We start from the raw sequence: 24,647 nt of genomic DNA on the forward strand, positions 1-24,647 counted from the left end.
ACCCGCGGGCGATCTCAGAACTCGAACCCGACGGCGTCGCGGTCGGGCCGGATCGGGCTGGTCGGGTACGGCGGCGACGCCTCGGGGTCGTTGAACGGGCGCGGGGCCACGTCGTTCGGCGCGTCGGGGTAGAAGAGGGCGGCGAGAGTCTGGATCGCGGTCCTCCCGCTGGCGAGTTCGAACTGGCCGCCGCCGTACAGCTCGATGCCCGCCTCCCGACAGTACGCGACCGTCTCGAACAGCGACTCGAGCGTGCCGAACCTGGAGGGCTTGACGTTACACCACCCGGGCTCGACGGGGAGCGATCGGAGGCTCTCGACGCCGTCGATCGGAAAGTCGAAGGAGAGTCGGTCGGCCTGCGGCTCGACGAGCGGCGTCGTCAGCGGCGTGAACGCGGCGTCCTCGACGATCGCCGACGGGAACGCCGCGAACACGTCGCGGTACAGCTCCGGATCGGGCTCGACGTCGACGTCGGTTCCCTCGTACCAGCCCTTCAGGTCGAGGATCCGCACGGAACCGGTCTCTCTGAGGGCGACGAACGCCTCCTCGGGCCAGTCGGGGGTCGGGTCGAGCTTGAACTCGAGACCGTCGTCGAGCGCGAGCAGCTCCTCGATTCGATCGGTCGTCGGCGGCTCGCCCAGCCGAGTGGAGACGACGAACCGAACCGGCGCCGGCTCGATCCCGAGCCGCTCGCCCAGCGACTGCTCGCGCTGTCGAAGCGCGAGGTCGAGCGCCGCGCTCTCGACCGCCCACCGGCGGTAGTTGCGGAAGGACTCACGCTCGGGAGGCTTCGCGGCGAACAGGTCGACGCCGTCGAGGTGCGCCGACAGCTCGGCGATCGTCCACTCGCCCTCCAGGTCGATCGGGTCGGTGCCGGCCAGCGCGTCGTGGTCGGCGGTCTCGTAGGTCACGTCCTCGCCGCGGCCGACGACGCCGTCGCCCGCGAGCCGGAACTCGGTGGTGGTCCGCTCGAACCCGCTCGTCGTCCGCCCCGTGTAGCGGCGCCGGCCGACCGACTCGATCGTCACGGACAGGTCCGCGATCCGCTCGTAGGCGCTCATGGGTCTCCAGACGCGCCGGGCGACCTTAAAGCAGGGACGCGGTCAGTGCCCGTCGCGTCCGCGTCGAGTTCGGAGCGTCTCGACGCGGGTTCCGAGCGTCCAGAACAGCGGGACCACGGTGAGCGCGACCGCGCCGGCGGCCGCGACCTGCAGCACGGTGGTCGTGAACCACGGCGTGGAGTCGGCGTACGGCAGCGAGGTGTGGGTCACACCGCCGGTCAGGGGCACGAAGTAGTCCATCAGGAGGTCGACGGTGTACCACGCGGCCGCGACCGCGACCGCCCGGATCGGAAAGTCCGTGATCCGGTGGAGCACGAACGCCTGCACGACCATCGCGAGGTGGCTCACGAGCAGGAACGCGTACAGCGGCGTCCCGGCGGTCTCGACGAACCGCGGGGCGAAGACGACGAGGACGTACGGCGTCCACAGCCCGAGCTTCACGTTACCGAAGAACGCGAGCGCGGCGAGGGTGTCGCTCGATCGACCGACCGCCCACGCGGCGAGCGCGAGCGCGATGAGCAGCGTCGCGCCCGGGCTGTCGGGAACGAACGCCCACATCTCGACGGGGACCTCCCGAAACTGGAAGCGGTAGTACCAGAAGCCGAACGCGGTGCCAATGAGGTTGATCGCGACGACGACCCACGCGAACCGGAAGGCGACGTCCTCCAGCCACCTCGGCAGCGGGGCGACCCACCGCGGCAGCGACTCGCGGTCCGGTGGCTCGCGTCCGAGCGCGCCGACGATGTCCATACGCTCGGGTCGGACCCGTCGCTCAAAGCGGTGGCGGTCGCGGAGCGCGAGGTCGGACCGTCCCCCGACCGCAGCCCGGACGAAAAGGGCTATGCGTCCCCGGCTGGAAGGCCGTGGTATGCGCCCGCGAACGCTGCTCGCGCTGCTGCTCGTCGTCCCGCTCGTGGACGCGCTGTTCCTGATCGTCGTCGCGACGCGGCCGGGGTGGGCGGTCACGGTCGCGCTGGTCGTGTTGACCGCCGTGCTCGGGATGCTCCTCCTCCGCGCCGAGGGCCGGGCGACGCTCGCGCGCATGCAGCGTAAACTGGCCCGCGGCGAGCCCCCGACCGACGAGCTCCTCGACGGCGGCCTGCTGATCGCCGCCGGCGCGCTGCTGCTCACGCCCGGGCTCGTCACGGACGCGATCGGATTTCTGCTCGCGCTCCCGCTCACCCGGGTCCCGATCCGGATGGCGGTCAAGCGGTACATCGTGGTGCCGTACATCGACAGCGAGACCGGCGGGTTCGCGTCCGGCAACGTGTACATCGGCGGGTTCCCCGGCGACGGCACCGGCGGCGGGACCGGTTTCACGATGGGTGGTGGCGATTTCGACGACGGCTCAGGCGATGCTCCCGACGGCTTCCCCGGTGCGGGCGGCCCCGGCGAGGCGGCAGACGGCGAACGCGGAACCGGCGGCGATCGCTTCGACGACGCGGACCACGCGGACGACGTGGTCGACGTCGACTTCACGGTCGAAGACGAGCGCGAGAAATCGGACCGAACCGACTGACCGCGAGACGACCTCGTTACCCCGCCGAAACCGCGAGACGGCGGCCGACTGTCGAAAGGAAACCCTTAAAATCCTACCCGCGCAACCACTGAATGCGCTCACCTGGGCCAATAGCTCAGTCAGGTTGAGCGCTCGGCTGATAACCGGGAGGTCCACGGTTCAAATCCGTGTTGGCCCACCTTAATTGAATTCGGGGACGGCCCGAATGGATTGGTGGGCTGGGACTCCCCAGCCACCCAATTTCGTCGTTCTACACCCCTAGAGGCACCGCTAGCGTGTCTTGTCCGGGCAAGAATTGATCCGGTAGTTACCACCTTCCCCCGATCTGCCTTAGCCGAGGTGGTCTCGGCATGATGTTGCTCCGATCTCACCGTAGCCGGAGCAACTGCCTTCAGTGCGATTCTCACGTCCCCAGCGACTTCCGTCGCGTTCACGGCGACGAGAACCACCGCGCCCACCGGTGTCCCGAATGTGACTCGTGGGTGCGGATCTGCGAGGGGAGCGCGGCTGGGAAGGACGTCGACACGCCCGACCCGCAACACAACCCGGCGCGCAACGCCGGCGAGCCCTGGAACGGAGGGCTGTCGGGATGACGCCGTTCGTCCGCGCGAGCCGACTGTACGATCCGGTCGGTGGTCCACGAGCGAACGTCCGTGACGCCGTCTACCTCCGCTGGCAGCGCGACGCCGAACGGGGGCGATCGGCGTGAGCGATCAGTCTGACGGAAAATTGAACGGAGGTGTCACTGATGGGGTCGCTCGGTGACGCGGTCGACACTGACCGCGAGAGCTGGGACGGCCTCGAGATGTCCTACTACACTGTCAGTCCGAACCGGTGGACGTTCCGGTCGGACAAGATCCGCGAGTGGGTTGAGGAACGTCTCACTGGTCGCGTGTTGAACGCGTGCGCCGGTCGCACGAAGCTCGTCCACGACGACCGGATCGTTCGCAACGACATCGACGTGGACCGCGACGCCGATCTCCACGTCGACGTGTGCGAGATCGCAGACCACTTCGAGCCGGAGACGTTCGATACGGTGGTCTACGACCCGCCGTTTTCGCAGTATCAGTCGAATCGCAGCTACGAGGGTCGCAATGTCGGTGACGACGCGCTCGCGAAGCGGCAGATCGACGAACTGCTGTCGCCCGGCGGTCGGTTCATCCAGTTCGGCTTCACCACTACCGGGATGCCGATGTCGCTCGGCTACGAGCGCCAGGAGGTCGCGATCTTCAACACGCTCGGGCGGATGAACGATTATCTCGCCGTGGTTGACGAGAAGCCCGGCGAGCTCGAGGCCGGTCCGAGGTGGTTCAAGTGAGTGATCAGGCCGGAACCACTGTCGATCGCACCGCTGAAACGACAGCGATCTTCACGTCGCACGGCGTGCTCGACGCCGCGACGACGGTCCTTGCGTCTCGGACCGTCGGTGTTGAGGCCGAGGCGAATCCAATCGTCCGCGAGCTGCTGGCGGTCGGTGAGCTACCCGCGGCCTTCGCGATGGTCGCGGTCGTCGGCTTGTGTTGCGGTGCGTGGCCGATCGCCGCCGACGCGGTCGAGGCCCCATCGTGGATCGGCTTCGGGATCGCGACGATCGGCGCCACGGTCGCCGCGGTGAACCTAGTGGTGGTGTTCGCGTGAATCCCACCTGCGAGACGTGCGGCTGCGAGCGTCCGTCGGTTCGGATCCGCGCCGGTCGCTTGGAGTGCGCCGGCTGCTATCTCGGCCGAGCGGGAATCTCGCGATGAAGGCGGTCGAGACGGCACCGCACGAGTACATGGCGAACTACGTGTATTCGAACTCGGGACTCGGCGCGTGGTTCGGCGCCGCGCGACTCGTCGACGCGACCGGGAGCAAACGCGGGAGCTTCCGGCTCAACGGCGAGACGTGGCGCGTGACGCTCTCCTACCAGGAGTCCGGGCTCGCCCCGCCCGAAGGCGGCGAGACGCCGGACGGAACGCGCGTCGACTTCGACACGCTCCGGGAGTTCCGGCTGAACGCGGTCGTCGACGACGAGATCGGCGAGCGGAAGGTGAAAGCGCTCATCCAGCCGCGGTGGTACGGGCTCGAATCAGAGAGCGGTAAGAGCGTTGCCCGGCCGATGTGGGAGCTCGGCGACGCCGTGAACGTCCGGGTGAATGCGTCGAATGTGGAGTTCGACACGGTCGAGACGGCCATCCAGCGCGCCGCGGGAGCAGTGACGCTCGACCCGATGTACTTCGATGACCGAAACGAGGAGTACAGCGTCGTGATGGACGCCGCGCGGTACGTCCGGCTCGATCGCGACGTGTCCGGACCGGTTCACGCCCGCGAGGGGCCGATCGCGCGGATGGGTCATCTCCTCGAAAGCGACCGGTCGGGGTACCGCAAGATCGTCCAGGACGACACCGAGCGGGTCGGCTACTACCACACGGTGACGCTCGGGCCGAAGCGCGTCCGCGAGTGCTTCCCCGACCATCGGATCCCGAAGGAGTTCAAGCACTACTACGCCCGCAACGCCGAATCGCTCCCGGACGACCACCCGCTCGCACACCCGAAGGTCGAAGCGTCGTACCAGGGGAGCCGGTGGGACGAGACGCTCCGACCGGTCGACCACGACGAGCTCGCCGACGAGCTCGAAGAGGCGGTGCTCGCGACGATCAACGAGGCGGGACTCCCGACGCAGCCGCTCGACGACGACGGACTGGGAGGCGGGCGGACGTACGTCGAAGACGCGTACTTCGAGGCGAAGACGGTCGACCGGTCGCGGGTGCTCCCGCTGAACCTGGAGCGCGTCGAGAGCGACCAGCGGAACGTGGTGGTCCGGCAGCTCGCGAACGGGCTCTCTCCGGTTGAGTGGGACTCGTTGAAGACGCTCGTCGCCGACGGCGGGGACGTGTCGCCCGCGGAGATCGCGGACGAACACGACTGGCACCCGGACAGCGTACGCCGTGGGCTCCGGCGGATCGAGGACATGGTTGTGCGCGAGCAGGGATCGGTGGCGTTGCGGTCGCACTACGTCGCCGAGCAGGTCGTGGAGGCGCTCGACGCGGCTCGTGAGGGCGTCCGGAACGCGATGGGTACTGCGGCGAACGCGGTCCAGAACGCCGAGAGGCGGTCACTCGACGAGCGCACGGACGAGCTGATAGCGTTCTGCCAGTCGAACGGCATCCACATCGACGAGCGTGAGGCGCAGCTCCGCGTGCGGATGGGGAACCTCACGGGCGAGTCTTGGTCGGAGCTGGTGACGCGGTTGAAACGGTTCTGGACGGCCGCGGGGCGCGATCCGGAGCGGCTCAAGGAGTCGGTGACGCACTACCGCGACGAGGCGGGACCGAAGATCCGACAGGCGCGGGGCGCGTGGACGGGTGGTCAGACACTCCAGTAGCGCGACCCCTCGTGAGTGGCAACACTACTCCGATCCCCTTTTTGCGGGCGTTTTCGCCGCGATCGACTCTCCCGACCGGCGGGTGCGCGACGATTCCGACCGCAACACAAGCGACGATCGGGGCTCGTCGAGCTCGACATCGCCGCCGAACCGACACCGGGGGGTCGGTCGACGGTTAGGGGTGTGGCTAAGGCCACAGATTCTAAGGTACCCCTCCGTTTTCGCGAACAGTTGGGTTCAAATCTGGACAGAGGCTAGCTCAATAGTCCCGAGTGAAGTGTCAATAGATCGGATCTGTTTCTGGGCAATAATCAATCTGGTTCAAAGAACTAATTGGTTCAGACACCGGTAATCGGGGAAAATAATAAATACTATTAAGCCGAACCACATACCAAGGTCTGGTACATGACTGATGATGACTCTTCCCAGAACGATTCACTTCTGGATCTGGGTGCCAACCGCGGTGACCCTCTTAGCGATATCAACGAACATGACCAAGACCTAGCATCAATGAGTGCTGAGGGAAAAAAGGCTCTCGCACTGGAAAAAGTCCGCCGAGCCGTTAGAAAGCATGGAGAGGATGGGATCTCCGTAACCGAAATTATGGAGGTGACCGGGCTTACCCGCAAGACGGTATCCAGCCATCTTGACCGTCTAAGAAATTTGCGAGAAATATATCGGCAGAAGAAGGGGAAGCAGATGTTCCTGTATTACCCGAATGGTAAGCCGCTCCATGGTGTCGGACGTGAATATATTGAGTGTTCCGACGGAGAGACTGGTATTGAGATACAACTAGCAAAAGGCAAGAACGATGATTTGTACTTTCACGTGACCGAGAAGCGGTTCTCGCTCTTAGAAGGCGAAACTAGTGAGGGTGCGATCATCTTCCCCATGGAAGACCTAGACAAGGTGTTCAAGGGGCTCAATTCGCTGTCAGAGGAAGTTGATCAAGATCATGTCCACAACTAAACCATTACTCAAAAACGAAAGTGGTGTCGACGAGGTGAGTTTTGCGGGAACGGATCATATCCAGACCCCAACATACTCACCGGAGATCAAGAGCTATGAAGATCTGTTTGTTCTATTAAAATACGGGAAGGCCTTGGACGATGGTGCTCCAATAACAGTTCCGGGACATAGTTGGCGGAGCATCCGTTCTGAACCTAAATTCAAGGACTTCACATCCCAGATCGAGAGCTTAGTTCGAGATCATCCAATCATTTACAGAGAGCCTGTTGAGCTATTCCGTTACCGGCGTCCACAACGATTAGTTTCGTATGGCTTAGCTGGGGGATCGAGTAGATCTTTCTACAAGAAACTCCGTAATGAAGAATATGATCAAGCTATAGAGATGCTCCCAGAGTTCTTCCAGCCGTTTCTTGAAGCACAAATGGAGAGGCTGTTGGAAGTTAAAGAATACGCTATTCCTGAAAGGTTCGATAATACGCTTCGAACAGCCACAGAGGGTTGGCATGATAAGAGGGCGAACAAAGGATGGCCAAATTACTTCGCGAGTATCGCAAAAGACGCCCAGAAGTCTCCTGACGCAGGTGTCGTTCCTCCTGTTCCACCAGTCACTCGGGGGAGCTCTCAACAGGATATTGACCGTGCCATGGGTGCGAACCAAGGTATGGTCAACACCTGTAGAGAAGTCAATGCTGGACATTTCGGGAGTATCGTGTATCCGTATCTTCATGTCTACGCTGACTACTCTGTCCTCAAAGACGGAACAAGAAATGACAGAAAGATTTTAGAATCTGTCCGTCAGGAGATCAGGGACCGAGAGGCGGAATCATCATTCACAGATATCGGAAACGGAGGTATCAGTTACTACGGGGTAGTTCTGACTCTAAGTGGTGTCTCAAAAGCCTGGGATTCTGGGCTCTCTGTCCGTCTAGAGAGGTTTGTTTCAGAGCTGGAAAACGTGGCTTCGTCCTTTGATCTTCCGCTTTTGATGTCTAGAACCACTTGGCACGGATTATATCTCACCGATTACGGTGTCAAAACCTTCTCTTCGTTGCTCAACGGCAATGAGAATTATAGTCAGCGGGGAAGTGGCATCGGAAAAGAGGCAAAATACGGAACAACACCTTTCTATGGAAAAGCTCTAGATCTACCAATTTCAGAGGCATTCACGGCAATTCAGAATCAAGGGGGTAGCGTCCACCCGATATCCGGCCTCCCCGATCAGCCGACGTCATACGACCCCACTGCGTCATCGTGGGAGGGACGGGTTGGCACAGATAAAGAATATCGCGTGGACTTTGGAAAGGCAAGGAGACTAGTTCATGCTCAAGAGGCCCGAGAAGTACGTGAGGGAAGACGCCGCGGAACGTCAAAGCCCGCCAAACAGTACCTAAGACGGTCTGAACATAACGACTTCTCGTAGTTTTCTGGACTAATATTTTGACTTGTGAACTGATTTACGAACCGTTACTCTGGCAGTAGGTATAGAGCCGGTATTTGTGCCTCTCGCGAGTGAGATCGATAGTGAGTCTCGCCGGGGTTCGTCCAGTTCGTTATCTCCAAGTCGCGAGCGTGGACCGTCCGCGACGACACGACAGTTATCTCTCTCCCTTCCGCTCGATACCACACAAGCGCATACCCCCCGTCAGCGTCCGCGAGCGTCTTGTGCTGGTCCTCCCAAAACTTGAAGGTCGGTCGGACGCCGTTCGTCATCGAGCCCTTCACGTCCCACGGGCGGCCATCGCGGTCCGTCGCGTCGAACTTGAGCCCGTCGACCACCGGATAGTCGAGCGTGAGCGGATACTTTTCGGTCGCCCACAGCTCGACGAGCTTCCCGTACCGACCGACGATCGCCGGGTCGTAGCTCACGACGATCCTCGTTTGGGTTGCGGTTCGAGATCCCGCCGTCGACGCGGATCGATCGATCTTCGACCGAAGATCGGCCCCGCGACCCCCCGCGGGTTCACCACCCCCGCCGGGATCGCACGCGTATAAACAGAGGTATGCGCCGGGGTGGGCGTGTGTATGAACGAGTGAATCCCCGCCGAGTCTGTCGATTCACGCGACGGCATCGTTCACCGCCTCGGGGTGGTCGCCGTTCCTGTATTCAGCCATTCGGTCGGAGACCCACGCCGCGGAGTAGCCGACCAGGTCGCCCGCCTCGGCGTACGTCATCCCGTGGTTCTCCACCGCGCGGATCGCCTTGTTCACCGCTTCCTCGCGTCGCACCGAGTCGGCGTCGACGCCGTCGTCCGCGTCGTCCCCGTCGACGAGCTCGATAGTGAACTCGCTCGGCTCGTGCTCGGGATAGTCCGCGGCCGTGTCGGTGAGTCCCTTGTAATCGGCGCCCTCCTCCCAGTCGTCCTTGCCGCCCTCCGACTCCAGGAGGCGCGCGCGCCCGGGATCCGACCGCGACGGCTTCTCGATCGCGAGCGACGCGACCCGCCGGATCGACTTCGCCGTCTTCGTGCGCGTGTGCCCGACGAGCAGCACGCTCCCGCGCTTCGGGTTCGGGCCGTGTTTGGACTCCTTCTTGCGGATGAAGAGCAGCGAGTCGGAGAACTGCTCGGCGGCCTTGTTCCCCGAGCCGAATCCCGAGAGCTCCTGGGCGATCTCGTCGAGTACCGCGAGCACCGGCCCTTTGATCTCCGCCATGGCTTCGAGCATCTCCCGGTCGGAGCGCACCACGCGGTCGAAGCCGTCCCACGACGTGTTCCCGATGAGCGCGCCGCCGGTCCGGATCCGCCACGCCATCGCCACGTCGAGCGTGGTCGCGGTCTTTCCCGAACCCGGAGCGCCGAACACGAGCCCGATCGCGCCCTCGTGAGAGAGCTCTTCGGCGGCGTCTCGGTACAGGTCGCCGCCCTCGCGTTCCTGGCCGGTGAGCCCGGTCGCGCTCTTCATCTGCGAGACCGAGCCGTGTCGGACCGCCTCGTCGATCGTCTTGGTCGCGGCATTCGAGATGATGAGCCGGCCGATCCGCGTCTCTTCGATCGGCTCGTCGAGCAGCCCGTCGTAGTAGTTCAACACCGCGAGCGTCCGCCGGTCGTCGACGAGCCCGGCGTAGCTCCGGACGTGCTCGCCCGGGTCCTCACCGCGGAGGTGACTCGCGAGCTCGGCGGCGGCGTACGCTCCGGAGTCAGGCATTGTAGCCTCTCGTTTTGACCCACAGTAACGCTCTATTCCAAGATTCTATAATCCACGCACATCCGTGAAGAAGCGCGATAAATGCCAATAGAGCAAATATACCGTTGACGAAAGATCTATCCGGTGTCTGATTAGCGATTCCCACTCCGATAACTATCAGTAAGAAATTCAGAAGCGCCCTCGCGAAAACTTCTTTATCTGTCTCATCCGACGGCCCGAGGGTGTAGGTTGGTTGCTTACCGATCATCGTCCACCTCTAGTGCCTCGGTCTCGTCGAGCAGCTCGAAATTGATCGTGTCTCCGTGTCCGTTCGTCTCGGTGTCGATATCGTCTCCTTTCATGGTTTCAGGCTTCAGGTCGTCCGGTAGCTCGTTTTCGAGGATCGACGAGATGGTCGCGTTGTCGTCCTCGAACGTTGGGGTGAGCGTCGGGTCGAGGATCGACTCCATGTCTTCGAGCCGGCGCCGGTCGATCGTTCGGGCGATCGTCCGGAGTCGACGCTTCAGGTGCCGCGCCTTCCGCGCTTCGGGTTCGAACTCGTCGCGGAGCTCGGCGATCGCGTCGAACGCGTCGACGACCTGGACGTCGCCTGCGAGCTCCGACCCGGCGACGGACTCCCGCCAGTTCGCGACGGCGACGTTCTCCTCGGGTCGGTACTCGCGGCACTCGTACACGCGCTTTGCGACGGGCCACTCGAAGAGCGTCCCGGCGTGGACGTCCATCGCGTCGAACTGGTCTTCGCTGAGCTCGTAGACGGCGCCGCCGGTGTCGTCGCTCGCGTCGAACGCGACGAGATAGATCCCCTCGTCGTCGGGGAGCAGATCGGCGACGTACCCACCGGCGATGTACCCCGCGACCACGATCGCGATCGCGGCGGTGATGACGACGCCGGCGCCGTCGATCTCCCACGGGTAGGGATACCGGCCTGTCTCGGCGCCGCCGACGAACAGCAACACAAGCCCGCCGGCGAGGAGCGGCCGATCGCGGGCCGCCTCGACCGGATTCATAGCACCCTCTCGACGCTCTTCTCCTCGTCCTCGCGACGGTCTCGAACAACTCGGTACGTGAGCCCGGCGCCGCCGAACCCGGAGAGGATGATGAGGAGCTGCGCCCGTTCGTAGCTGATCGGAGGACGGTCCGGAGAGGTCTGTCCAGTCGAGACGTACGAAAAGCGATTAGAGTCGATGCTCGCCGGCGTCGTCATGGTGAGCGCGGCCTGCCCGGCTCGCATCGGCACCGCGACGAACACCTCGGTCTGTCCCTCCGGGAGCCGCTGCTCGTAGATACGACCGCCACCGGCGCCCTCGCTGAACTGCACGGCCTCGGTGAGGGTGACGCGCGTCGACGAGTCGGTTTCAAAGAGGAGCTCGAAGCCGCCGCGCTCGTCGTCGTACTCCCACGAGACGAGTCGCGTCTCGGAGTCGATCTCCTGGGCATAGCTCTCGGGCTCGCCGACGTCGATCGACGTGTTCGTCTCGACGCCGGGATCGCTGTCGTTCTCCTGGGCGGCGGCGCCGCCGACCGCAACACAAGCGACGACTGTGACCGCAACACAAAAAACGGTGATTCGACGCATTAGACCCCCACGACGCCGCGGACGTACGATCGAACCCACGACTCCACGATGCCGATCGGGTCGTATCCGAGCGCGGCGGCGCCGGCGAATACGACGACGCCCCAAAAGAGGAGCTGCCCGAGCGGCGCGAGTGAGGCGACGGTCCGGGTGATCGCGCTGAACGCGACCCCGATCGGCGTGGTCGCCATTAGGAACTCCCCGAACTGTCCGAGATGTAGCCCCACCCGAGCGCGGCGACGCCGGCGCCGACCGCGATGACTCCCCAGTCCTGATCGGAATTCTCCAGGAACCCACCGCCACCGCCGCCGCTTGTCGCGCTCTCATACACGGCGTCCCGTGCGTTCTCTCGTTCCTCGTAGTTCTCCGCGAAGAGCTCTTGCACCTCCTCGGCGCTCAAGTCGCTGTCTGAGGTCGCGAGTTCCCTGTTCTCAAAGGTGATCTCGTCGGAGCCGTCCTCCGCCTCTTCGATCGTGAACGGCTCGGTGATCTCGACGATCTCGCCGGTCGTCTCGCCGTCGTCGTTCTCCTGATTGAACGCGCCGTAAATCGATCCGGGCACGTTGTCCGGATCTATTTCGCTTCCGACCGGGAGCGGGTTCGGATCGTCTACTGACTGACCGAGCCGCCCCTCGAACTCCGACGTTTCGCCGTCGACTTCGACGGAGACGATCGACGCTTCATCCGCGAGCGCGAACCCCATCGCGCGGAGCGCCAGCGCCGCCTCCTGAAAGTTCTCCGCGTTCTCCGCCGTGTCGGTGAGGTAGGCCGGTCCCTGTATGTCCGTCAGGTCGATCTCCCCGTCAGCGGCGGGCTGGTAGTATGAGTCTATCATGTCCGGCACCTCGTCTATGACGGCGTCGTAGGCGTCCCACAGATCGACCAGCAGGTAGTGCCAGCGGTCGGTTTCCATTAGGGCCGCCCGTGAGTCGTCGGTTTCGAGCGCGTCATCATCGTCGACAGAGTCGTAGTCGGCCGGATCGGGTTTCGTGACGTAGAAACGGTCGACGAAGTTATCCGGGCCAGAGTGATCTAAGCCCTCCTGCCACGTGACAGGGTCAGTAGTGTAGGTAATATCCGTATTGTTCGATCCGGATTCGGTTTGCTCATCCCCGCCGACGTATTCGTAGGTTTCCCCGTCGACGAGTTCCGTTTCCTCAGTTGATATGTCGCCAGCGGTGTGCATGGCGAGGGTCGTAGTGCCATCCTGCGACGTATCTTGTTCGAATATGTCTTCGCTTGATTGACCGCCGTAGGTTTCCAGAAGCGTCTTGAATCGGGAATTGCGGAGAGTGACCGAATCCAAGATTGCTTTTTCGACGGTGGCGTACGCATCTGCGATCGCGTCCTCGGCGGCGCCTTCAGCATCTGACTCAGAGCCGGAGTCAACGGCCTGTTCGTAAATCTTGAAGATCGCTTCTTCGCGAGCTTTGTTCTCGACGAGTTGTATGTCGCGTTCGAGAGAGGCGAGCGTTTGCTCTAGCGTCAGCTCGTCCTCTTGAGCGCGATTGAACTCGTCGACGTGCTGCTCCCAGTCTTGTGCGTCAGAGACTTCGGAGTCGTCAGGGCCGTCGACGATGTAGCCGTACGCGACGACCGCCCCGGCCGCCGGCCCACCGAGCAGGTACGCGCCGGCGGTGTAAGCGCCTTCTTTGATGTCTTCGCCGTCCTGGGCCGCGGCCGGCGTCGAGCCGATCGCGCCGACGCCGGCGCTCGCGCCGATGCCGATCGCGGTCGCCCGCATGAGCCCGCGACGGGAGATCGGCCGCTCGGACCTGTCTGGTTGTGTTGCGGTCATTCGTCCCTCGTGAGGAACGCGGCGCCGAGCACGACCACCACCAGGACGATCACCCCGGTCGAGCCACCCGGCACGTCGAGGCCACCGCCGCCACCGCCGCCGGAGACCTGTTGCAGCGTCCCCCAGTCGGTCGAATTGACGAGCTCCTCGTCGTCCTTGGTGTCGACGACGATCGCGAGCTCGTCGTAGTCCTCCCGCTCCGAGTCGTTGAGCTCGTAGTCGTACGACTCGGTCGCGCCCTCGTCGATCGAGAGGTCCGACTCGTCGAGCTCGGTCCCGTTGGTGAGATCCTGGTCCTCTTCGAGCCCGGTCAGGGTCACGGTCACGTTGACCGGCCCGTCGCTGTCCATCGAGTCGTTCCCCACGACGTCGAGGTAGACGCTCTCGGTGTCGTTCGTGACGTCGGCAGTCTCGTTGAGGAGCTCGCCCGAGCCGTCTTGTGCGACGGCGCCACCGGCCGCGACCGCGAGCCCGACGCCGACGATCGCCACGAGCGCGACGACGAGCCCGGCGGTTGTGTTGCGGTCGAACATCAGTCAGACCCCCGAATCTGGTCGACGACGTCCGGGACGTCGTAGACGCCGAGGTGGTCGGCGAGAGTGATCGCGCCGGCGACGGCGACGACGGCGTAAAGCGCGGTCTCGACGACCGGCTCGCCGAGCGCGGTCCCGATCTCGGCGACGGCGTTGTAGTCGGCGAACTCGTCGAGCCCCCAGTTGATCGCGCCGATCGAGGTGAGGATCCAGATCACGCCGGCGAGCGTGTCCTCCCCGTCCCAGATCGAACTCATAGCATCCACCCGAGCGCGAACTGCCCAGTAGTGACCGCGACGACGTAGAGCACGCCCCACAGGTCTTCCGAGACGAAGAAGTCGCCCACCTCAGGGAAGACGACGAACGCGAGCGGGAGCAGCAGCGTGCCCACCGCAGCGGCGAGGTAGTAGCCCTGTAGCCCCTGAATGTCGTCGCTGAGTGTCGCCCACTCGGTGTTTTCGTTTGTGATGATGGTGCCGGCGATCGCGCCGTAGCCGAGCACCCAGGCGGTCGAGAGGTCGATGCCGGAGAGGGAAAACAGCGTGTCCCCGAAGCCGACGTCGAAGAGGTTGAACGTCGCAATCTCGACGAGCATGAAGGCGCTCGCGAGACCAACGACGAGTAGCGATGCGTCGATAGCGTCCATTTCCATTTTCGCCATGCGATTGCGGCGGTCACGGTGACCCCCATATAATCGCGTATTCAGTACGGCGTGGCGCCGTCACGTGTCACCGTGAGGTATCTTTAAGTGAACCACCGTGCCCGCAGGGGTCGATGAGCTTCAAAAGCCTCGTCGACCGCGACGGAAGCGGAACCGTGACGATCGACAAACAGCACCTGCAGCTAGACGGATTAGTCGCCGAAGACGGATCGATCAAGGAGGCCGACGCGCACACGCAGCGCGTCGGCGAGCGCGCGTACCTGGTGCGGTTCCCCGAAAACGGAGAAGTCCCGTCGTTGATCGAGCTCGTGGGGCGAGCGTGAAACCCGCTGGAGAGGGGATCTCGGACCGACCCCGTGGGTCTCCATGCAGATGTATTCACTATCCCCGATCTATGCACTTCGCAGTGGGTTGCGGGCGCGGAAGGTGCATCAAATTGGATGGATCCGCGAGTCGTCCGATGCGGTCCAACGCCGTCGACGGAGGGAGTATAAGAGCGGAGCCGAGTCAGCCAGTCGAGATCGACGGGATCGCGACCCCCGTGCATACGGAGGGTTATGAATGAGCCGTCGAACCAGCCTCAAGCTCACCGACGAACGTGAGCGACATCTCAAACGGGCAAGCGAGATCGTCGCGAGTGGTCCCGACGACGACCCGCCGATGAGTGTCGTGATTGACGCGGCCCTCGCACATCTTATCGAGAGCGAGGAGAACATCCGAAACGGCCGGGGCGAGTACGACCCCGAGACAGTACAGCAGCTCTGTAATACGTCAGTTATCGGGCTAGAATACCGGACTCGTGTAAAAAGCAGATGGCGATAGCGTTAGTTATTACGCTTCGGTCAGGTTGAAGCTATCGACAAGTTCGAGCTCATCAGTCACTTCGATTGTGCGATCAAGCAAGGTAGACTCACTACCTTCATGGATGACTCGAATTCGAACATCTTCACCCGATTGTGCAGATGTTGTGTTAGATTCTCCAACCTCTCCAACAAACTGATCACCAACAGAGAGTCTCTCACCGTATGTCCCGTCGGACTCATAACGATCACCATCGTGGTTCACGATTACGCGTAGTTGATCAGTATCAATGGTGTCACCACCGCCATGCTCTATGCTAATATTGTCATTGTCATAGTCAATGTCAGCGCTGAGCTGCGCACTCGGTTGACTGTCGCCGAGCGAGTCGCCCAGGCCGAGCACGAACGTCCCGATCACGGCCGCCAGAATCACGGTTATTGCGACCATGAGTATAACCCCTATCACAGGACTCACGGCGCGGTCGTCGGTTTTGAACAGGTTGCGTGGTTTCATAGTTGAACCCAGCGGGAGCCGACGGGCGCGATCTCGAAATTCGTTTTCGGGACGCGTCAGTCGGACTGCTGGCTGTATAAGCAGAGCTTAATCGCACATAAGAACTTTCTGGTTAGGATATCAGCTTTGAAAATTACTCCGGCACGTTCAAACCCGAATCGTTCAATTGGTTGGATATGGAACCCACGGCCCAGGGCCTCGCTCGAACCTACAGCGATCGAGTGTACCCAGATCCGTGGGAGAAGGTCCTCGACTACCGGCGCGTGCAGGCATACGCAGCCGAGCACCCGAAACACGGCCGAACGCGTGTGGGGAACGCCCTCGACCTCCCACCGAGTCGTGTTCGTGGATGGATCAACGGCGGGATGCCAGACCCCGTTCGCGGGATTCAAACTGCGATCACCCACGGATGGCTGGATCCCGACCCAAACAGCGACATCGCCGCCGCGCTCGTCGAGCTGCTCGCGCACGTCCTGGCTGGTGGGAGCATCACGCACCAGACACTCGTTCCCGCGGTGACCACCGGTCGCCGCATCGATCGCGACGACGTGCGTGCCGCTTTCGAGCGGGTCGGCGTTGACACGGTTATTCGTCACAGCGATACCGACGGCCGTGCAACCGAGGTCCTTCCCACGGCCGATGCGTCAGTCCTCGGTCGGTGCCTCGTCGCAATGGGTGCACCAGCTGGCGAGAAAGTGTATGCGGACGAGTTCCCGTCGGTCGTCTGGGAAGTGCCGAAGGCTGTTCGCGAGTCGTTCGCTCGAATCTACGTCGCCCACCGGGCGACCCAGTTCGCAGACAAGCGGACGATGGCTATTCCAGAAGACCGTTCGCTCACGTACCTGAAAGGAATCCGCGATCTACTCGCAGACGTGACTGGTGAGTCGGTGACGGCGAGCGACCACAGCGTGACGATCTCGGCGGATGCGGCCCGTGTGCTCTACCCCGGTTCAAGTGAAATCCACCTCTCCTGATGCGATCTGCGTGCTGAATACAGAGCTTGTAGTCAGCAAGGGGGACCAACTATAAAAAAATAGTACCGAATATGATAGAAAATTGTATTTAGCAGGCGGTATTACCCTCCCGAAGGGACTTTCATGGGAAAAATGGATTACAATATTGCTTCAGTCCACTGTTTGGCGACGACGGTAGCTCTCGAAGAGAGTTCCATTCGTGAATTGCTTGAAGACTATCGAAATTTAGACCTTCCATCGGAATTCAGCAATTCCACCATTAATATTGAAGAAGACTTGGATGAGAGTGCTATCTTATATTCCACAAAGAAACCGGATCAAGGTGAAGACGAAGAAGAATCTATAGGTAGCCGGATTAGATTTGATGTATACGAGTCCGATCTTCGGGTAATGGTAGTTGTTAAAAAAGAACATATAGAAACGATGGAATCAATATTGGAGTCCTTGCTAGATGTGGTTGAGCTCCACATTAGAGATTTTTCAATGAATGCCACAATTGACGCCGATGTCTCAGATCTTCAATTTGAAGCGAATCACAGCGATAAATTCACGCTAAAAGGTTTTAAGCTCGCAACTGGGGAAAACGTAATGATATCCTGCCAATCTAACTACTCGAAGCCTTCTCTGAATGATTACGAGGAGGAAGTCAGAAACGAAATTGTCCCAGAATCTCAACTCCACGTTGAGAATATAGAGCATTTTGACAAGGATACTTATGATAATCTCGTAGAAGATTGGGTAAATAAATTCAAAATTTACACGGAGGAGCTGCTGTGAATCCAAAGAAAACGTATGACTGGGCTGTAGGTCCTGAGGATAAGGAAGCGGAGGAATTTGAGGAACTCCGTCAGAACCTGAAAGAGGAATTGGAATATACTAAAGATGAGGAGTCTTGGAGTGAAATTGCCTACGATGATGTATTATGGAAACAGAAAGTTACAGGTGATACTGTTATTTCTATTCATGCACAGAAAGAATCTCACAGTTACCCACATGAATTCCCCGAGAATAGCAAAGACATAGAAGGTCCAACAATCACCACGATCCTGAAAGAGTTAAAGGATCGAGATGGGCCTGCTTTTACCACAGAGGAGATTGCAAGTTGGTTCTCCGCTTCAAAAGAGTTAATCGCCTATCGGTTAGCTGAGTTGAAACAAAGAGGAGAAGTTGATAATAGGAAATCTGGAGAAGTGTTCATGTGGTGGACTGAAGAGGACAAGGAGAGAGAAAATGACCTTCTGTCGGGATTCGGTGCTCTGGCTGATACAGAAATTCCCGAAAAAATGAAAGAAGAAAGACAAAATCTCAGGGAGGAGTGGGATGACGAAGAAATTTTGCCTAGATAATACCTTCGTCAGCGATTATTTAGCTGGAAAGCAATATACAAAGAGATTTCTGCAAAATCACTCCAGTAATTCCGAATTCTATGTTCCGTCTCTTGTTCGGTATGAGGCATACGTGCCGGCATTCCAGACTGGTGGTACCAGGAATTTGAAAAAAAGTCAAAATGCGTTAAAATCGTTCAAGGACCAGAGTTTTGAAGACAGAGAAGCAATCATCGCAGCGGAAATTCGGGCTCACTTGATTGATGGCGGACAAAAGATTGGTGCTCCTGATGTTTTGATTGCAGGAGTCGCAAAATGCCTCGGGGCGACTGTAGTTACAGATAACAAAAAGCATTTCGAGAGAGTCCCCGGCCTCAATGTTATCAAGCCTCCTAGAAAATAGGCCTCTTATATTGCCTCTGGATTACCGGATGAGTCGAACGTTCTCCGGAGACTCTTAGGACTGTTTTCTTCGCTTCCTGCAAATCGCCTACATTAGTTCAGTACCTTTACAACCGGTCTCAGGGGTACCACCCTGGGTCAACGTTGATCGATATGCGCGTTGTATTCAGCAAGACGATAGAAAAGTATCACCCCAAGATGATTTCAACGGTACCACAGCACTTTATTCCAGATTCTCGGCATCAAGTTCGCCACCGAGATATGCTCGGCCGCGGTCGCTGATCCGGTAGTATCCCGAATCGACTTGTTCGACGAGCCCGGCGTCGTCTAGCTTCCCGATCCGACGAGAGACCCAGTTGCGGGTGTATTCGAGGTTCTTCGCGATCACGGCGGGCGTGAGGATGAGATCCGACTCCGCGAGGAGTTCGAGGACCCGATCGTCGGTCTGGTTCATCCACTCCACCCGAGGACGCATACTCTCGCCTCGTACGGATTCATATAACAGATACCGGTTCGGTTCGGTTCGAATATCATACCGTGTTGGATACTATACGATTTGATGGGTTAAAGTTAAGTCGTCAGTGTTCTTCGGAGCATCCAACGGAAGCGCTCTCGCGGACCCGTCGCTCTCAGATGGGTCCCGTCGTTCGCAAAAGCGGACCCCGCTGCTGGAGACAGCGGGTCCGCGTGGGCTTCCGTGATAGGGCACGAAAGCCATGTTCGACGACAACGCACCGGGGCATGAACTCCCCGATCGATCGAGGTACCGTAACACAAGCACCTGCCACGACTACTTTTACTTTCAGTCCACACATCTGGATTTCAGTTTTTATAACCCCATTCGTCGGTGTGAGGCGATGGTCCCGAAAGAAGTAGTGCGGATCGAAGACCGGCAGGACAGGTGGCGGTTCGTGTGTCCCCGCGGGCACCGCTCGTGGGAGCCCACGAACCACCACTTTTGGTGTCAACTGTGCGCAGCGAGCGACGAGCCCGACGGCGTGTTTCACGAGCTGCTCGACAAGAAGACCGGAGCGGAACTCACCCGCGACCGCGTGCGGCTCGTGACTCCCGTCGGCCCCTACGACCGCGATCTCGACGAGGAGGAGGAGTCCGCGTGAGCGACGACGACAACGCCCACGCGAGCCGTATCGCGGAGCAACTCGCGATGTACGACGACGAGGATCTCGAGGAGGATCCCGACGTGAACGACGAATCAGAGGGATCGGAGTGAGCGACAATGATCTACAGGAGATCCCTCCGGAAATCGCGCGGGATCTGTATCTCGACCAGCGACGCGAGGAGGTGAGCACGTCGACGCTGAAATCACACCGGTACCGCGTCGATCAGTTCGTCGAATGGTGCGAAGAGAATGGGATCCGGAGTATGTCGGAACTCGACGGACTCGATCTCCACAACTATCGGATCAAACGTCGTGAGGAGGACGGGCTCAAGACTATCTCACTACAGGGGCAACTTTCGACGATCCGCCAGTTCCTCCGCGTTTGTGCGAACATCGAAGCAGTCGAGGAGGGCCTTCACGAGAAGATCATCCTTCCGTCGGTCCCGAAGTCGGAGCAGTCGAACGACGAGCTGTTAGAAAAGGCCGCGGCCGACGCCGCCCTCGAATACCTGGACCAGTATCAGTACGCGTCTCGCGAGCACGTCGAGTTGCTGTTGCTGTGGCGAACGTCCATGCGCCGCGGTGGGATTCGCGCGCTCGATCTGGGCGACTTCGACCGAGAGGAGTCCGTCCTCGAAGTCCGGCACCGACCAGAGAGTGAGACGCCGCTGAAAAACGGCGAGTGGTCCGAACGCGACGTTCAGGTTCACGAGTCGGTGCGGGACGCGTTGATCGCGTATATCGACGGCCCGCGGAAGGACGTGGTCGATGGCTACGATCGGGCTCCCCTGTTGACGACAACGCACGGCCGCGTCGCTCTGGGAACGGTCAAGCAGGACATGTATCGGATCACTCGGCCCTGCATGTATGGGGTGGAATGTCCTCACGACCGAGATCCGGACGAGTGCGAGGCGACCGAGGCGCGAAGGGCGAGCACGTGTCCGTCGTCGCGGTCGCCTCACGCGATTCGGACGGGCTCGGTCACGGCGTATCTGGACGAGGGAACGCCGAAAGCGGTCCTCGGAGATCGGGTGGATATGACCGAGAAGACGATGGAAACGCACTACGACAAGGCGAGCAAGCGCGAGCGGATGTACCGTCGGACGGACTACTTACCGGAGGATTTCTGACCATGAACGCGACTAAATTCGAGACACATTTCGAGCCGATGACCGAGGGGAATCGCCGATCGTTCAGCCACTACCCGTGTTGGCCCACCTACAGCGTCCACGGTCTTTGGCCGTGGCGTGTTAGGGGCCGGGAACTCCCCAGCCACCTAATGCCGTTGTAACCATCGACGAATAGATGTCTCTATCGTGGTAGGTGTATAAGAACGAGATCGAGTCAGTCAGTCGAGATCGACGGGATCGAGATCTCCGTGCATACGGAGAGTTATGAATGAGCTGTCGAATCAGCCTCAAGCTCACGGACGAACGCGAGCGACAGCTCGAACAGGCAAGTGAGATCGTCGCGAGTGACCTGACGACGATCCGCCGATAAGCGTCGTGATCGACGCAGCACTCGCGCAACTGATAGATAGTGAAGAGAATATACGAGACGCTCGGAACGGGTTCGATCCTGTGACTATCTAGGAACTGTGTCACACGTCAGTCCTCGGGGTTCAGTACGGGACGCAAATAAAAAGCCGGTTGCGGTGAACCTGTGAAAGAGAGTTATTCGAAGGTTATATCGCCGTCATCTATTTTGCTGATTCCTTCGACCTCAATCGTGCGATCTAGGAGAACGGAGTCACTTGGCACGTGAATAACCCGGACCCGAACATCTTCCGTAGACTCGGAGTCACTAGTCACTCCAAATTTACCAGACACGGAGTCGCCAACTCCAAAGCGGTCACTGAACTGGTCAGAGACATCTGATTGATTTCCGTCTTCGTCTTCAACGACAATACGGAGGGATTCTGAGTCAATCGTGTCACCGCCGTCGTGCTCAAAGGAAACATTGCGTTCATCAACCGTATCGGTCTCATTAGCAATGTCTGTACTAATCTGTGCACTCGGCTGACTGTCGCCGAGCGAGTCGCCCAGGCCGAGCACGAACGTCCCGATCACGGCAGCCAGGATCACGGTGATCGCGACCATCAGTATGACCCCGATAACGGGACTCACTGCGCGATCGTCGGCGTTGAACAGGTTGCTTGGTTTCATTGTTTGAACCCAGCGATCCGCCGACGGAACAACTGTCGAGCGGCCCCGAGCGCCACCGTCGGCGTCCCGAGACACCCCCGCATCCGTTCCGATCGGCTGCTGGTTGTCCCAAGCGAAGTAAGCCCAGCATAAGTAGTTAATGACATAAATATCAGCGGTGAAAATTGAGCGAATAGTGTTAACCATACTGACGGGTTACGCAGACTCGTGCAACCCACGGCACAAGCCCTCGCCCGGACGTACAGCGATCGCGTGTATCCGGATCCGTGGGAGAAGGTGCTCGACTACAGACGCGTCCTCGCGTACGCCGCAGAGCACCCGGACGCAGGCCGGGTGCGCGTCGGACGCGCGCTCGACCTCCCACCGTCTCGCGTCCGGGGCTGGCTCGACGACGGCGTTCCCGACCCCGCTCGCGGGGTCCACACCGCGTCGCAGCACGGCTGGCTCAATCCGTCTCCCGACGGCGACATCGCCGCCGCGCTCGTCGAACTGCTCGCGCACGTGCTCGCGGGTGGGAGCATCGCCGTCAAACACTACTCCCCAGCCGTGGCGCCGGGCGAGCGGGTGACGGCCGCGGAGATCCGCCGCGCCTTCGAGCGCGTCGGCGTCGAGACGGCGACGCGAAACGCGGACGTACCCAACCGCGCGACCGAAGTCGTTCCCACGCGCGACGGGACGGTGCTCGGCCGGTGTCTCGTCACGATGGGCGCACCGATCGGTGTCAAAACGACGCTCGACCGGGTACCGGCTGTCCTGTGGGACGTCCCGCGTTCGGTCCGACGCTCGTTCGTGCAGATCTATGTGCGTCACCGCGGGCTGAGATACCGGGAGAAATCGACGACTCGCATCCAGGTCGACCGTCCGAGCTCCTTCATCGAGGAACTGGGAGACGTCCTCGAAGACGTCCTCGACGAGTCGGTCACCGCCGCGGATGCCGGAATCACGATCTCGGCCGACGCCGTGCGCGAGCTCGGCGTGGAGTAGGGTCGGTCAGGGCGACCGATAGAACGCGCTTGCGTAGTTGCCGAGTCGGGCTTCACTGTAGCGGGTCAGTGAGAATGCGAACGCGTGGGGCTCCCGAACCGTTTCTGAGAACTGTGCCACGTTGGCGAGACGCGGCGCGTCTCGTTCGCGGGGCGTCCACCAGTATACTTACTTATCAGTCGGACAATTGTAAGAGAATGTCGAACGAGGTGGAGTTTCTCGAGTCGCGGTTGGCCGACGACCAGTATTCGTTCACGGATGCGGATCGACGCGAGCGCGCGGTCGACTGGGGAACCGATCGCGACGACGCCAGCTACCCGGACGTCGTCGTCTGGCCGGAGAGCACGGAGGACGTCTCGGCCGTCCTCGAGGGGGCTAACGAGCGCGGTGTGCCGGTCACGCCGTACGCCGCGGGAACGAGTCTCGAGGGAAATCCCGTGCCGGTCAGAGGCGGTATCGCCCTCGACATGATGCGGATGGACGGGATCCACGAGATCCGCCCCCACGACCTTCAGATCGACGTCGGTCCGGGCGTCTACGGCGACGACATCAACGCGGCTCTCGAGAGCCACGGTTTGGTGTTGCCGTCGCTCCCGTCGTCGGGTAAGATCTCGACGATCGGGGGGATGATCGCGAACGACGCCTCCGGCATGAAGACCGTGAAGTACGGTGAGGTCGCTGACTGGCTCCTCGAAGTCGAGGCCGTTCTGCCGAACGGTGACGTGATCACCGCCGGAAGCAGGGCCGCGAAAACCTCGTCGGGGTACAACCTGATCGACCTTCTCGTCGGCAGCGAAGGGACGCTCGCGGTGATCACCCGAGTGACCCTCCGGTTGACGGGACGCCCGGAACAGATCTGGGCCGGGCGCGCCACGTTCTCGGAGCTCGGCGACGCCGCGGACGCCGTTTCCGACGCCATCCGGTCTGGCGTCGACGTCGCAAAGATCGAGCTCATCGATTCGTTGAGCGTCGAGATCGCCAACGCGAACCTCGACACGGACCTGCCCCGCTCTCCGACGATCTTCCTCGAGTTCCACGCCGACCACGACATCGGGACGGAAGTCGAGTTCTGTCGCACGATATTCGAGTCACACGACGTCGAAACGTTCGAGATCGCGGACCGCGACGAGAAGATGTCCGAACTCTGGGAGGCGAGGCGGGAACTCGCTGACGCGGTCGAACCGTACGATCCCGACTTATCGTCGCTCACGCCGGGCGACGTCACCGTCCCGATTAGCGCGTTGCCGGAGATCGTCGACTACGTCAAGGAACTGGGTGTGACCAACGACGTTATGATACCCTGTTTCGGCCACGCTGGCGACGGGAACATCCACTACTTCGTGATGGTCGATCCGGCCGATCCCGAGATGGTCGAACGGGGCCGTGACGTGTCGACGAAGATCGTGAGACGCGCGATCGATCTGGGCGGCACCGCTACGGGCGAACACGGCGTCGGCGTCGGCAAACGGGAGTACCTTGCCGCCGAACACGGTCCCGCAGCGGTGGCGACGATGCGATCGATAAAGTCCGCCTTCGATCCAAACGGCATTCTCAATCCCGGGAAAGTACTCCCGGACGATGTGTAGGACGCGCTCGGTCCCTTCTCCCACGAGAACGTGAGAGACCGTCAGTCACTAGCGCTCGGTCGCGCGAGCGGTGAGGAAATCTGTGACCGCTATCGGACAGTTGCTTCTGTTGAACTCTTCAGACTGTGAGAGTGTCACTACGCGCTCGTCGCCGG

Annotated in this window: 31 protein-coding genes, 1 tRNA gene and 1 pseudogene; 19 read left to right on the plus strand and 14 right to left on the minus strand. The window is 60.9% G+C overall.

What is annotated here, in order from left to right; all coding sequences use genetic code 11:
- Positions 1 to 14 precede the first annotated feature (14 nt).
- Positions 15 to 1,061, minus strand: coding sequence for a hypothetical protein (locus U4E84_RS01590; protein WP_322530344.1), 1,047 nt, complete (start codon positions 1,059 to 1,061; stop codon positions 15 to 17).
- Positions 1,062 to 1,103: 42 nt separating this feature from the next.
- Positions 1,104 to 1,811: a DUF1405 domain-containing protein gene (locus U4E84_RS01595; RefSeq protein WP_322530345.1), complete on the minus strand. Its 708-nt coding sequence runs from the start codon at positions 1,809 to 1,811 to the stop codon at positions 1,104 to 1,106.
- A 118-nt stretch (positions 1,812 to 1,929) separates the two neighbouring features.
- Between U4E84_RS01595 and U4E84_RS01600 the strand changes: the two genes are divergently transcribed.
- The 8 genes from U4E84_RS01600 (at position 1,930) to U4E84_RS01635 (ending at position 8,333) form a co-directional block, all read left to right on the plus strand.
- Positions 1,930 to 2,580 carry an FxsA family protein gene (locus U4E84_RS01600; RefSeq protein WP_322530346.1) on the plus strand — a complete coding sequence of 217 codons (651 nt, stop codon included), beginning with the start codon at positions 1,930 to 1,932 and terminating at the stop codon, positions 2,578 to 2,580.
- A 104-nt stretch (positions 2,581 to 2,684) separates the two neighbouring features.
- A tRNA-Ile gene (locus tag U4E84_RS01605) sits at positions 2,685 to 2,758 on the plus strand.
- 172 nt (positions 2,759 to 2,930) lie between these two features.
- Positions 2,931 to 3,173, plus strand: a complete 243-nt coding sequence (locus U4E84_RS01610; protein ID WP_322530347.1) for a hypothetical protein — start codon at positions 2,931 to 2,933, stop codon at positions 3,171 to 3,173.
- A 155-nt stretch (positions 3,174 to 3,328) separates the two neighbouring features.
- The gene (locus U4E84_RS01615; RefSeq protein ID WP_322530348.1) at positions 3,329 to 3,898 is read left to right on the plus strand and encodes a hypothetical protein; all 570 of its coding nucleotides are present in this window, start codon (positions 3,329 to 3,331) and stop codon (positions 3,896 to 3,898) included.
- Positions 3,895 to 4,218: a hypothetical protein gene (locus tag U4E84_RS01620; RefSeq protein WP_322530349.1), complete on the plus strand. Its 324-nt coding sequence runs from the start codon at positions 3,895 to 3,897 to the stop codon at positions 4,216 to 4,218. Before U4E84_RS01615 ends, U4E84_RS01620 begins: the two co-directional genes overlap by 4 nt.
- Before the next feature lie 103 nt (positions 4,219 to 4,321).
- Complete coding sequence (locus tag U4E84_RS01625) at positions 4,322 to 5,944, plus strand: hypothetical protein (protein WP_322530350.1); 1,623 nt, start codon at positions 4,322 to 4,324, stop codon at positions 5,942 to 5,944.
- 405 nt (positions 5,945 to 6,349) lie between these two features.
- Positions 6,350 to 6,913: a winged helix-turn-helix domain-containing protein gene (locus U4E84_RS01630; RefSeq protein ID WP_322530351.1), complete on the plus strand. Its 564-nt coding sequence runs from the start codon at positions 6,350 to 6,352 to the stop codon at positions 6,911 to 6,913.
- On the plus strand, positions 6,900 to 8,333 hold the full coding sequence (locus U4E84_RS01635; protein WP_322530352.1) for a hypothetical protein: 1,434 nt from the start codon (positions 6,900 to 6,902) through the stop codon (positions 8,331 to 8,333). The genes U4E84_RS01630 and U4E84_RS01635 overlap by 14 nt, the downstream gene beginning before the upstream one ends.
- 44 nt (positions 8,334 to 8,377) lie before the next feature.
- Here U4E84_RS01635 and U4E84_RS01640 read toward each other — a convergent pair whose 3' ends face one another.
- From U4E84_RS01640 to U4E84_RS01680, 9 genes are all read right to left on the minus strand, one after another.
- The gene (locus U4E84_RS01640) at positions 8,378 to 8,779 is read right to left on the minus strand and encodes a hypothetical protein (protein WP_322530353.1); all 402 of its coding nucleotides are present in this window, start codon (positions 8,777 to 8,779) and stop codon (positions 8,378 to 8,380) included.
- A gap of 189 nt (positions 8,780 to 8,968) precedes the next feature.
- A complete protein-coding gene (locus U4E84_RS01645; protein WP_322530354.1) occupies positions 8,969 to 10,057 on the minus strand; it encodes a hypothetical protein in 1,089 nt (362 codons plus the stop codon).
- A 236-nt stretch (positions 10,058 to 10,293) separates the two neighbouring features.
- Positions 10,294 to 11,064 carry a hypothetical protein gene (locus U4E84_RS01650; RefSeq protein ID WP_322530355.1) on the minus strand — a complete coding sequence of 257 codons (771 nt, stop codon included), beginning with the start codon at positions 11,062 to 11,064 and terminating at the stop codon, positions 10,294 to 10,296.
- Complete coding sequence (locus tag U4E84_RS01655; RefSeq protein ID WP_322530356.1) at positions 11,061 to 11,633, minus strand: hypothetical protein; 573 nt, start codon at positions 11,631 to 11,633, stop codon at positions 11,061 to 11,063. The genes U4E84_RS01650 and U4E84_RS01655 overlap by 4 nt, the downstream gene beginning before the upstream one ends.
- A complete protein-coding gene (locus tag U4E84_RS01660) occupies positions 11,633 to 11,821 on the minus strand; it encodes a hypothetical protein (RefSeq protein ID WP_322530357.1) in 189 nt (62 codons plus the stop codon). Before U4E84_RS01660 ends, U4E84_RS01655 begins: the two co-directional genes overlap by 1 nt.
- Positions 11,821 to 13,428, minus strand: coding sequence for a hypothetical protein (locus U4E84_RS01665; protein WP_322530358.1), 1,608 nt, complete (start codon positions 13,426 to 13,428; stop codon positions 11,821 to 11,823). Before U4E84_RS01665 ends, U4E84_RS01660 begins: the two co-directional genes overlap by 1 nt.
- On the minus strand, positions 13,425 to 13,961 hold the full coding sequence (locus U4E84_RS01670) for a hypothetical protein (RefSeq protein WP_322530359.1): 537 nt from the start codon (positions 13,959 to 13,961) through the stop codon (positions 13,425 to 13,427). The genes U4E84_RS01665 and U4E84_RS01670 overlap by 4 nt, the downstream gene beginning before the upstream one ends.
- Positions 13,961 to 14,218: a DUF378 domain-containing protein gene (locus U4E84_RS01675; protein ID WP_322530360.1), complete on the minus strand. Its 258-nt coding sequence runs from the start codon at positions 14,216 to 14,218 to the stop codon at positions 13,961 to 13,963. The genes U4E84_RS01670 and U4E84_RS01675 overlap by 1 nt, the downstream gene beginning before the upstream one ends.
- On the minus strand, positions 14,215 to 14,622 hold the full coding sequence (locus U4E84_RS01680) for a hypothetical protein (RefSeq protein WP_322530361.1): 408 nt from the start codon (positions 14,620 to 14,622) through the stop codon (positions 14,215 to 14,217). Before U4E84_RS01680 ends, U4E84_RS01675 begins: the two co-directional genes overlap by 4 nt.
- Positions 14,623 to 14,735: 113 nt before the next feature.
- Here U4E84_RS01680 and U4E84_RS01685 point away from each other — a divergent pair, with 113 nt between their 5' ends.
- Positions 14,736 to 14,945: a hypothetical protein gene (locus U4E84_RS01685; protein WP_322530362.1), complete on the plus strand. Its 210-nt coding sequence runs from the start codon at positions 14,736 to 14,738 to the stop codon at positions 14,943 to 14,945.
- A 238-nt stretch (positions 14,946 to 15,183) separates the two neighbouring features.
- Positions 15,184 to 15,444 carry a hypothetical protein gene (locus U4E84_RS01690; protein ID WP_322530363.1) on the plus strand — a complete coding sequence of 87 codons (261 nt, stop codon included), beginning with the start codon at positions 15,184 to 15,186 and terminating at the stop codon, positions 15,442 to 15,444.
- Between the two features lie 9 nt (positions 15,445 to 15,453).
- Here the strand turns inward: U4E84_RS01690 and U4E84_RS01695 are convergent, their stop codons facing one another.
- Positions 15,454 to 15,936 (minus strand): type IV pilin N-terminal domain-containing protein, encoded by a 483-nt coding sequence (locus U4E84_RS01695; RefSeq protein ID WP_322530364.1) that lies wholly within the window; start codon positions 15,934 to 15,936, stop codon positions 15,454 to 15,456.
- Positions 15,937 to 16,112: 176 nt separating this feature from the next.
- On the opposite strand from U4E84_RS01695, the gene U4E84_RS01700 reads away from it, so the two are divergent.
- The 4 genes from U4E84_RS01700 to U4E84_RS01715 all read left to right on the plus strand — a co-directional run bounded on the left by U4E84_RS01700 (position 16,113) and on the right by U4E84_RS01715 (position 18,638).
- Positions 16,113 to 16,910, plus strand: a complete 798-nt coding sequence (locus U4E84_RS01700; protein WP_322530365.1) for a hypothetical protein — start codon at positions 16,113 to 16,115, stop codon at positions 16,908 to 16,910.
- Positions 16,911 to 17,033: 123 nt separating this feature from the next.
- A complete protein-coding gene (locus U4E84_RS01705; RefSeq protein ID WP_322530366.1) occupies positions 17,034 to 17,687 on the plus strand; it encodes a hypothetical protein in 654 nt (217 codons plus the stop codon).
- A complete protein-coding gene (locus tag U4E84_RS01710) occupies positions 17,684 to 18,256 on the plus strand; it encodes a hypothetical protein (protein ID WP_322530367.1) in 573 nt (190 codons plus the stop codon). Before U4E84_RS01705 ends, U4E84_RS01710 begins: the two co-directional genes overlap by 4 nt.
- Positions 18,231 to 18,638, plus strand: a complete 408-nt coding sequence (locus U4E84_RS01715; protein ID WP_322530368.1) for a PIN domain-containing protein — start codon at positions 18,231 to 18,233, stop codon at positions 18,636 to 18,638. The genes U4E84_RS01710 and U4E84_RS01715 overlap by 26 nt, the downstream gene beginning before the upstream one ends.
- A gap of 222 nt (positions 18,639 to 18,860) precedes the next feature.
- Here U4E84_RS01715 and U4E84_RS01720 read toward each other — a convergent pair whose 3' ends face one another.
- Positions 18,861 to 19,112, minus strand: a complete 252-nt coding sequence (locus U4E84_RS01720) for a winged helix-turn-helix domain-containing protein (protein ID WP_322530369.1) — start codon at positions 19,110 to 19,112, stop codon at positions 18,861 to 18,863.
- A 382-nt stretch (positions 19,113 to 19,494) separates the two neighbouring features.
- On the opposite strand from U4E84_RS01720, the gene U4E84_RS01725 reads away from it, so the two are divergent.
- From U4E84_RS01725 to U4E84_RS18945, 3 genes and pseudogenes are all read left to right on the plus strand, one after another.
- Positions 19,495 to 19,755, plus strand: a complete 261-nt coding sequence (locus tag U4E84_RS01725) for a hypothetical protein (RefSeq protein ID WP_322530370.1) — start codon at positions 19,495 to 19,497, stop codon at positions 19,753 to 19,755.
- A gap of 109 nt (positions 19,756 to 19,864) precedes the next feature.
- The gene (locus tag U4E84_RS01730; protein WP_322530371.1) at positions 19,865 to 20,887 is read left to right on the plus strand and encodes a site-specific integrase; all 1,023 of its coding nucleotides are present in this window, start codon (positions 19,865 to 19,867) and stop codon (positions 20,885 to 20,887) included.
- Between the two features lie 268 nt (positions 20,888 to 21,155).
- Positions 21,156 to 21,415: pseudogene (locus tag U4E84_RS18945) on the plus strand (hypothetical protein).
- Between the two features lie 15 nt (positions 21,416 to 21,430).
- Here the strand turns inward: U4E84_RS18945 and U4E84_RS01735 are convergent.
- Positions 21,431 to 21,922: a type IV pilin N-terminal domain-containing protein gene (locus tag U4E84_RS01735; protein ID WP_322530372.1), complete on the minus strand. Its 492-nt coding sequence runs from the start codon at positions 21,920 to 21,922 to the stop codon at positions 21,431 to 21,433.
- A 207-nt stretch (positions 21,923 to 22,129) separates the two neighbouring features.
- Here U4E84_RS01735 and U4E84_RS01740 point away from each other — a divergent pair, with 207 nt between their 5' ends.
- Both U4E84_RS01740 and U4E84_RS01745 read left to right on the plus strand, forming a co-directional pair.
- Positions 22,130 to 22,906, plus strand: a complete 777-nt coding sequence (locus U4E84_RS01740; protein WP_322530373.1) for a hypothetical protein — start codon at positions 22,130 to 22,132, stop codon at positions 22,904 to 22,906.
- Between the two features lie 197 nt (positions 22,907 to 23,103).
- The gene (locus U4E84_RS01745) at positions 23,104 to 24,492 is read left to right on the plus strand and encodes an FAD-binding oxidoreductase (RefSeq protein ID WP_322530374.1); all 1,389 of its coding nucleotides are present in this window, start codon (positions 23,104 to 23,106) and stop codon (positions 24,490 to 24,492) included.
- Positions 24,493 to 24,647 lie beyond the last annotated feature (155 nt).

Origin of the sequence: Halorubrum sp. AD140 (assembly GCF_034497445.1) — an archaeon.
Lineage (GTDB): Archaea > Halobacteriota > Halobacteria > Halobacteriales > Haloferacaceae > Halorubrum.

Excerpts from the sequence above, each read along its gene's own strand:
- U4E84_RS01590 (WP_322530344.1), bottom strand. The coding sequence starts at position 1,061 with ATGAGCGCCTACGAGCGGATCGCGGACCTGTCCGTGACGATCGAGTCG.
- U4E84_RS01595 (WP_322530345.1), bottom strand. The coding sequence starts at position 1,811 with ATGGACATCGTCGGCGCGCTCGGACGCGAGCCACCGGACCGCGAGTCG.
- U4E84_RS01600 (WP_322530346.1), top strand. The coding sequence starts at position 1,930 with ATGCGCCCGCGAACGCTGCTCGCGCTGCTGCTCGTCGTCCCGCTCGTG.
- U4E84_RS01610 (WP_322530347.1), top strand. The coding sequence starts at position 2,931 with ATGATGTTGCTCCGATCTCACCGTAGCCGGAGCAACTGCCTTCAGTGC.
- U4E84_RS01615 (WP_322530348.1), top strand. The coding sequence starts at position 3,329 with ATGGGGTCGCTCGGTGACGCGGTCGACACTGACCGCGAGAGCTGGGAC.
- U4E84_RS01625 (WP_322530350.1), top strand. The coding sequence starts at position 4,322 with ATGAAGGCGGTCGAGACGGCACCGCACGAGTACATGGCGAACTACGTG.
- U4E84_RS01630 (WP_322530351.1), top strand. The coding sequence starts at position 6,350 with ATGACTGATGATGACTCTTCCCAGAACGATTCACTTCTGGATCTGGGT.
- U4E84_RS01635 (WP_322530352.1), top strand. The coding sequence starts at position 6,900 with ATGTCCACAACTAAACCATTACTCAAAAACGAAAGTGGTGTCGACGAG.
- U4E84_RS01645 (WP_322530354.1), bottom strand. The coding sequence starts at position 10,057 with ATGCCTGACTCCGGAGCGTACGCCGCCGCCGAGCTCGCGAGTCACCTC.
- U4E84_RS01650 (WP_322530355.1), bottom strand. The coding sequence starts at position 11,064 with ATGAATCCGGTCGAGGCGGCCCGCGATCGGCCGCTCCTCGCCGGCGGG.
- U4E84_RS01655 (WP_322530356.1), bottom strand. The coding sequence starts at position 11,633 with ATGCGTCGAATCACCGTTTTTTGTGTTGCGGTCACAGTCGTCGCTTGT.
- U4E84_RS01660 (WP_322530357.1), bottom strand. The coding sequence starts at position 11,821 with ATGGCGACCACGCCGATCGGGGTCGCGTTCAGCGCGATCACCCGGACC.
- U4E84_RS01665 (WP_322530358.1), bottom strand. The coding sequence starts at position 13,428 with ATGACCGCAACACAACCAGACAGGTCCGAGCGGCCGATCTCCCGTCGC.
- U4E84_RS01670 (WP_322530359.1), bottom strand. The coding sequence starts at position 13,961 with ATGTTCGACCGCAACACAACCGCCGGGCTCGTCGTCGCGCTCGTGGCG.
- U4E84_RS01675 (WP_322530360.1), bottom strand. The coding sequence starts at position 14,218 with ATGAGTTCGATCTGGGACGGGGAGGACACGCTCGCCGGCGTGATCTGG.
- U4E84_RS01680 (WP_322530361.1), bottom strand. The coding sequence starts at position 14,622 with ATGGCGAAAATGGAAATGGACGCTATCGACGCATCGCTACTCGTCGTT.
- U4E84_RS01685 (WP_322530362.1), top strand. The coding sequence starts at position 14,736 with ATGAGCTTCAAAAGCCTCGTCGACCGCGACGGAAGCGGAACCGTGACG.
- U4E84_RS01690 (WP_322530363.1), top strand. The coding sequence starts at position 15,184 with ATGAGCCGTCGAACCAGCCTCAAGCTCACCGACGAACGTGAGCGACAT.
- U4E84_RS01695 (WP_322530364.1), bottom strand. The coding sequence starts at position 15,936 with ATGAAACCACGCAACCTGTTCAAAACCGACGACCGCGCCGTGAGTCCT.
- U4E84_RS01700 (WP_322530365.1), top strand. The coding sequence starts at position 16,113 with ATGGAACCCACGGCCCAGGGCCTCGCTCGAACCTACAGCGATCGAGTG.
- U4E84_RS01705 (WP_322530366.1), top strand. The coding sequence starts at position 17,034 with ATGGGAAAAATGGATTACAATATTGCTTCAGTCCACTGTTTGGCGACG.
- U4E84_RS01715 (WP_322530368.1), top strand. The coding sequence starts at position 18,231 with ATGACGAAGAAATTTTGCCTAGATAATACCTTCGTCAGCGATTATTTA.
- U4E84_RS01720 (WP_322530369.1), bottom strand. The coding sequence starts at position 19,112 with ATGCGTCCTCGGGTGGAGTGGATGAACCAGACCGACGATCGGGTCCTC.
- U4E84_RS01725 (WP_322530370.1), top strand. The coding sequence starts at position 19,495 with ATGGTCCCGAAAGAAGTAGTGCGGATCGAAGACCGGCAGGACAGGTGG.
- U4E84_RS01735 (WP_322530372.1), bottom strand. The coding sequence starts at position 21,922 with ATGAAACCAAGCAACCTGTTCAACGCCGACGATCGCGCAGTGAGTCCC.
- U4E84_RS01745 (WP_322530374.1), top strand. The coding sequence starts at position 23,104 with ATGTCGAACGAGGTGGAGTTTCTCGAGTCGCGGTTGGCCGACGACCAG.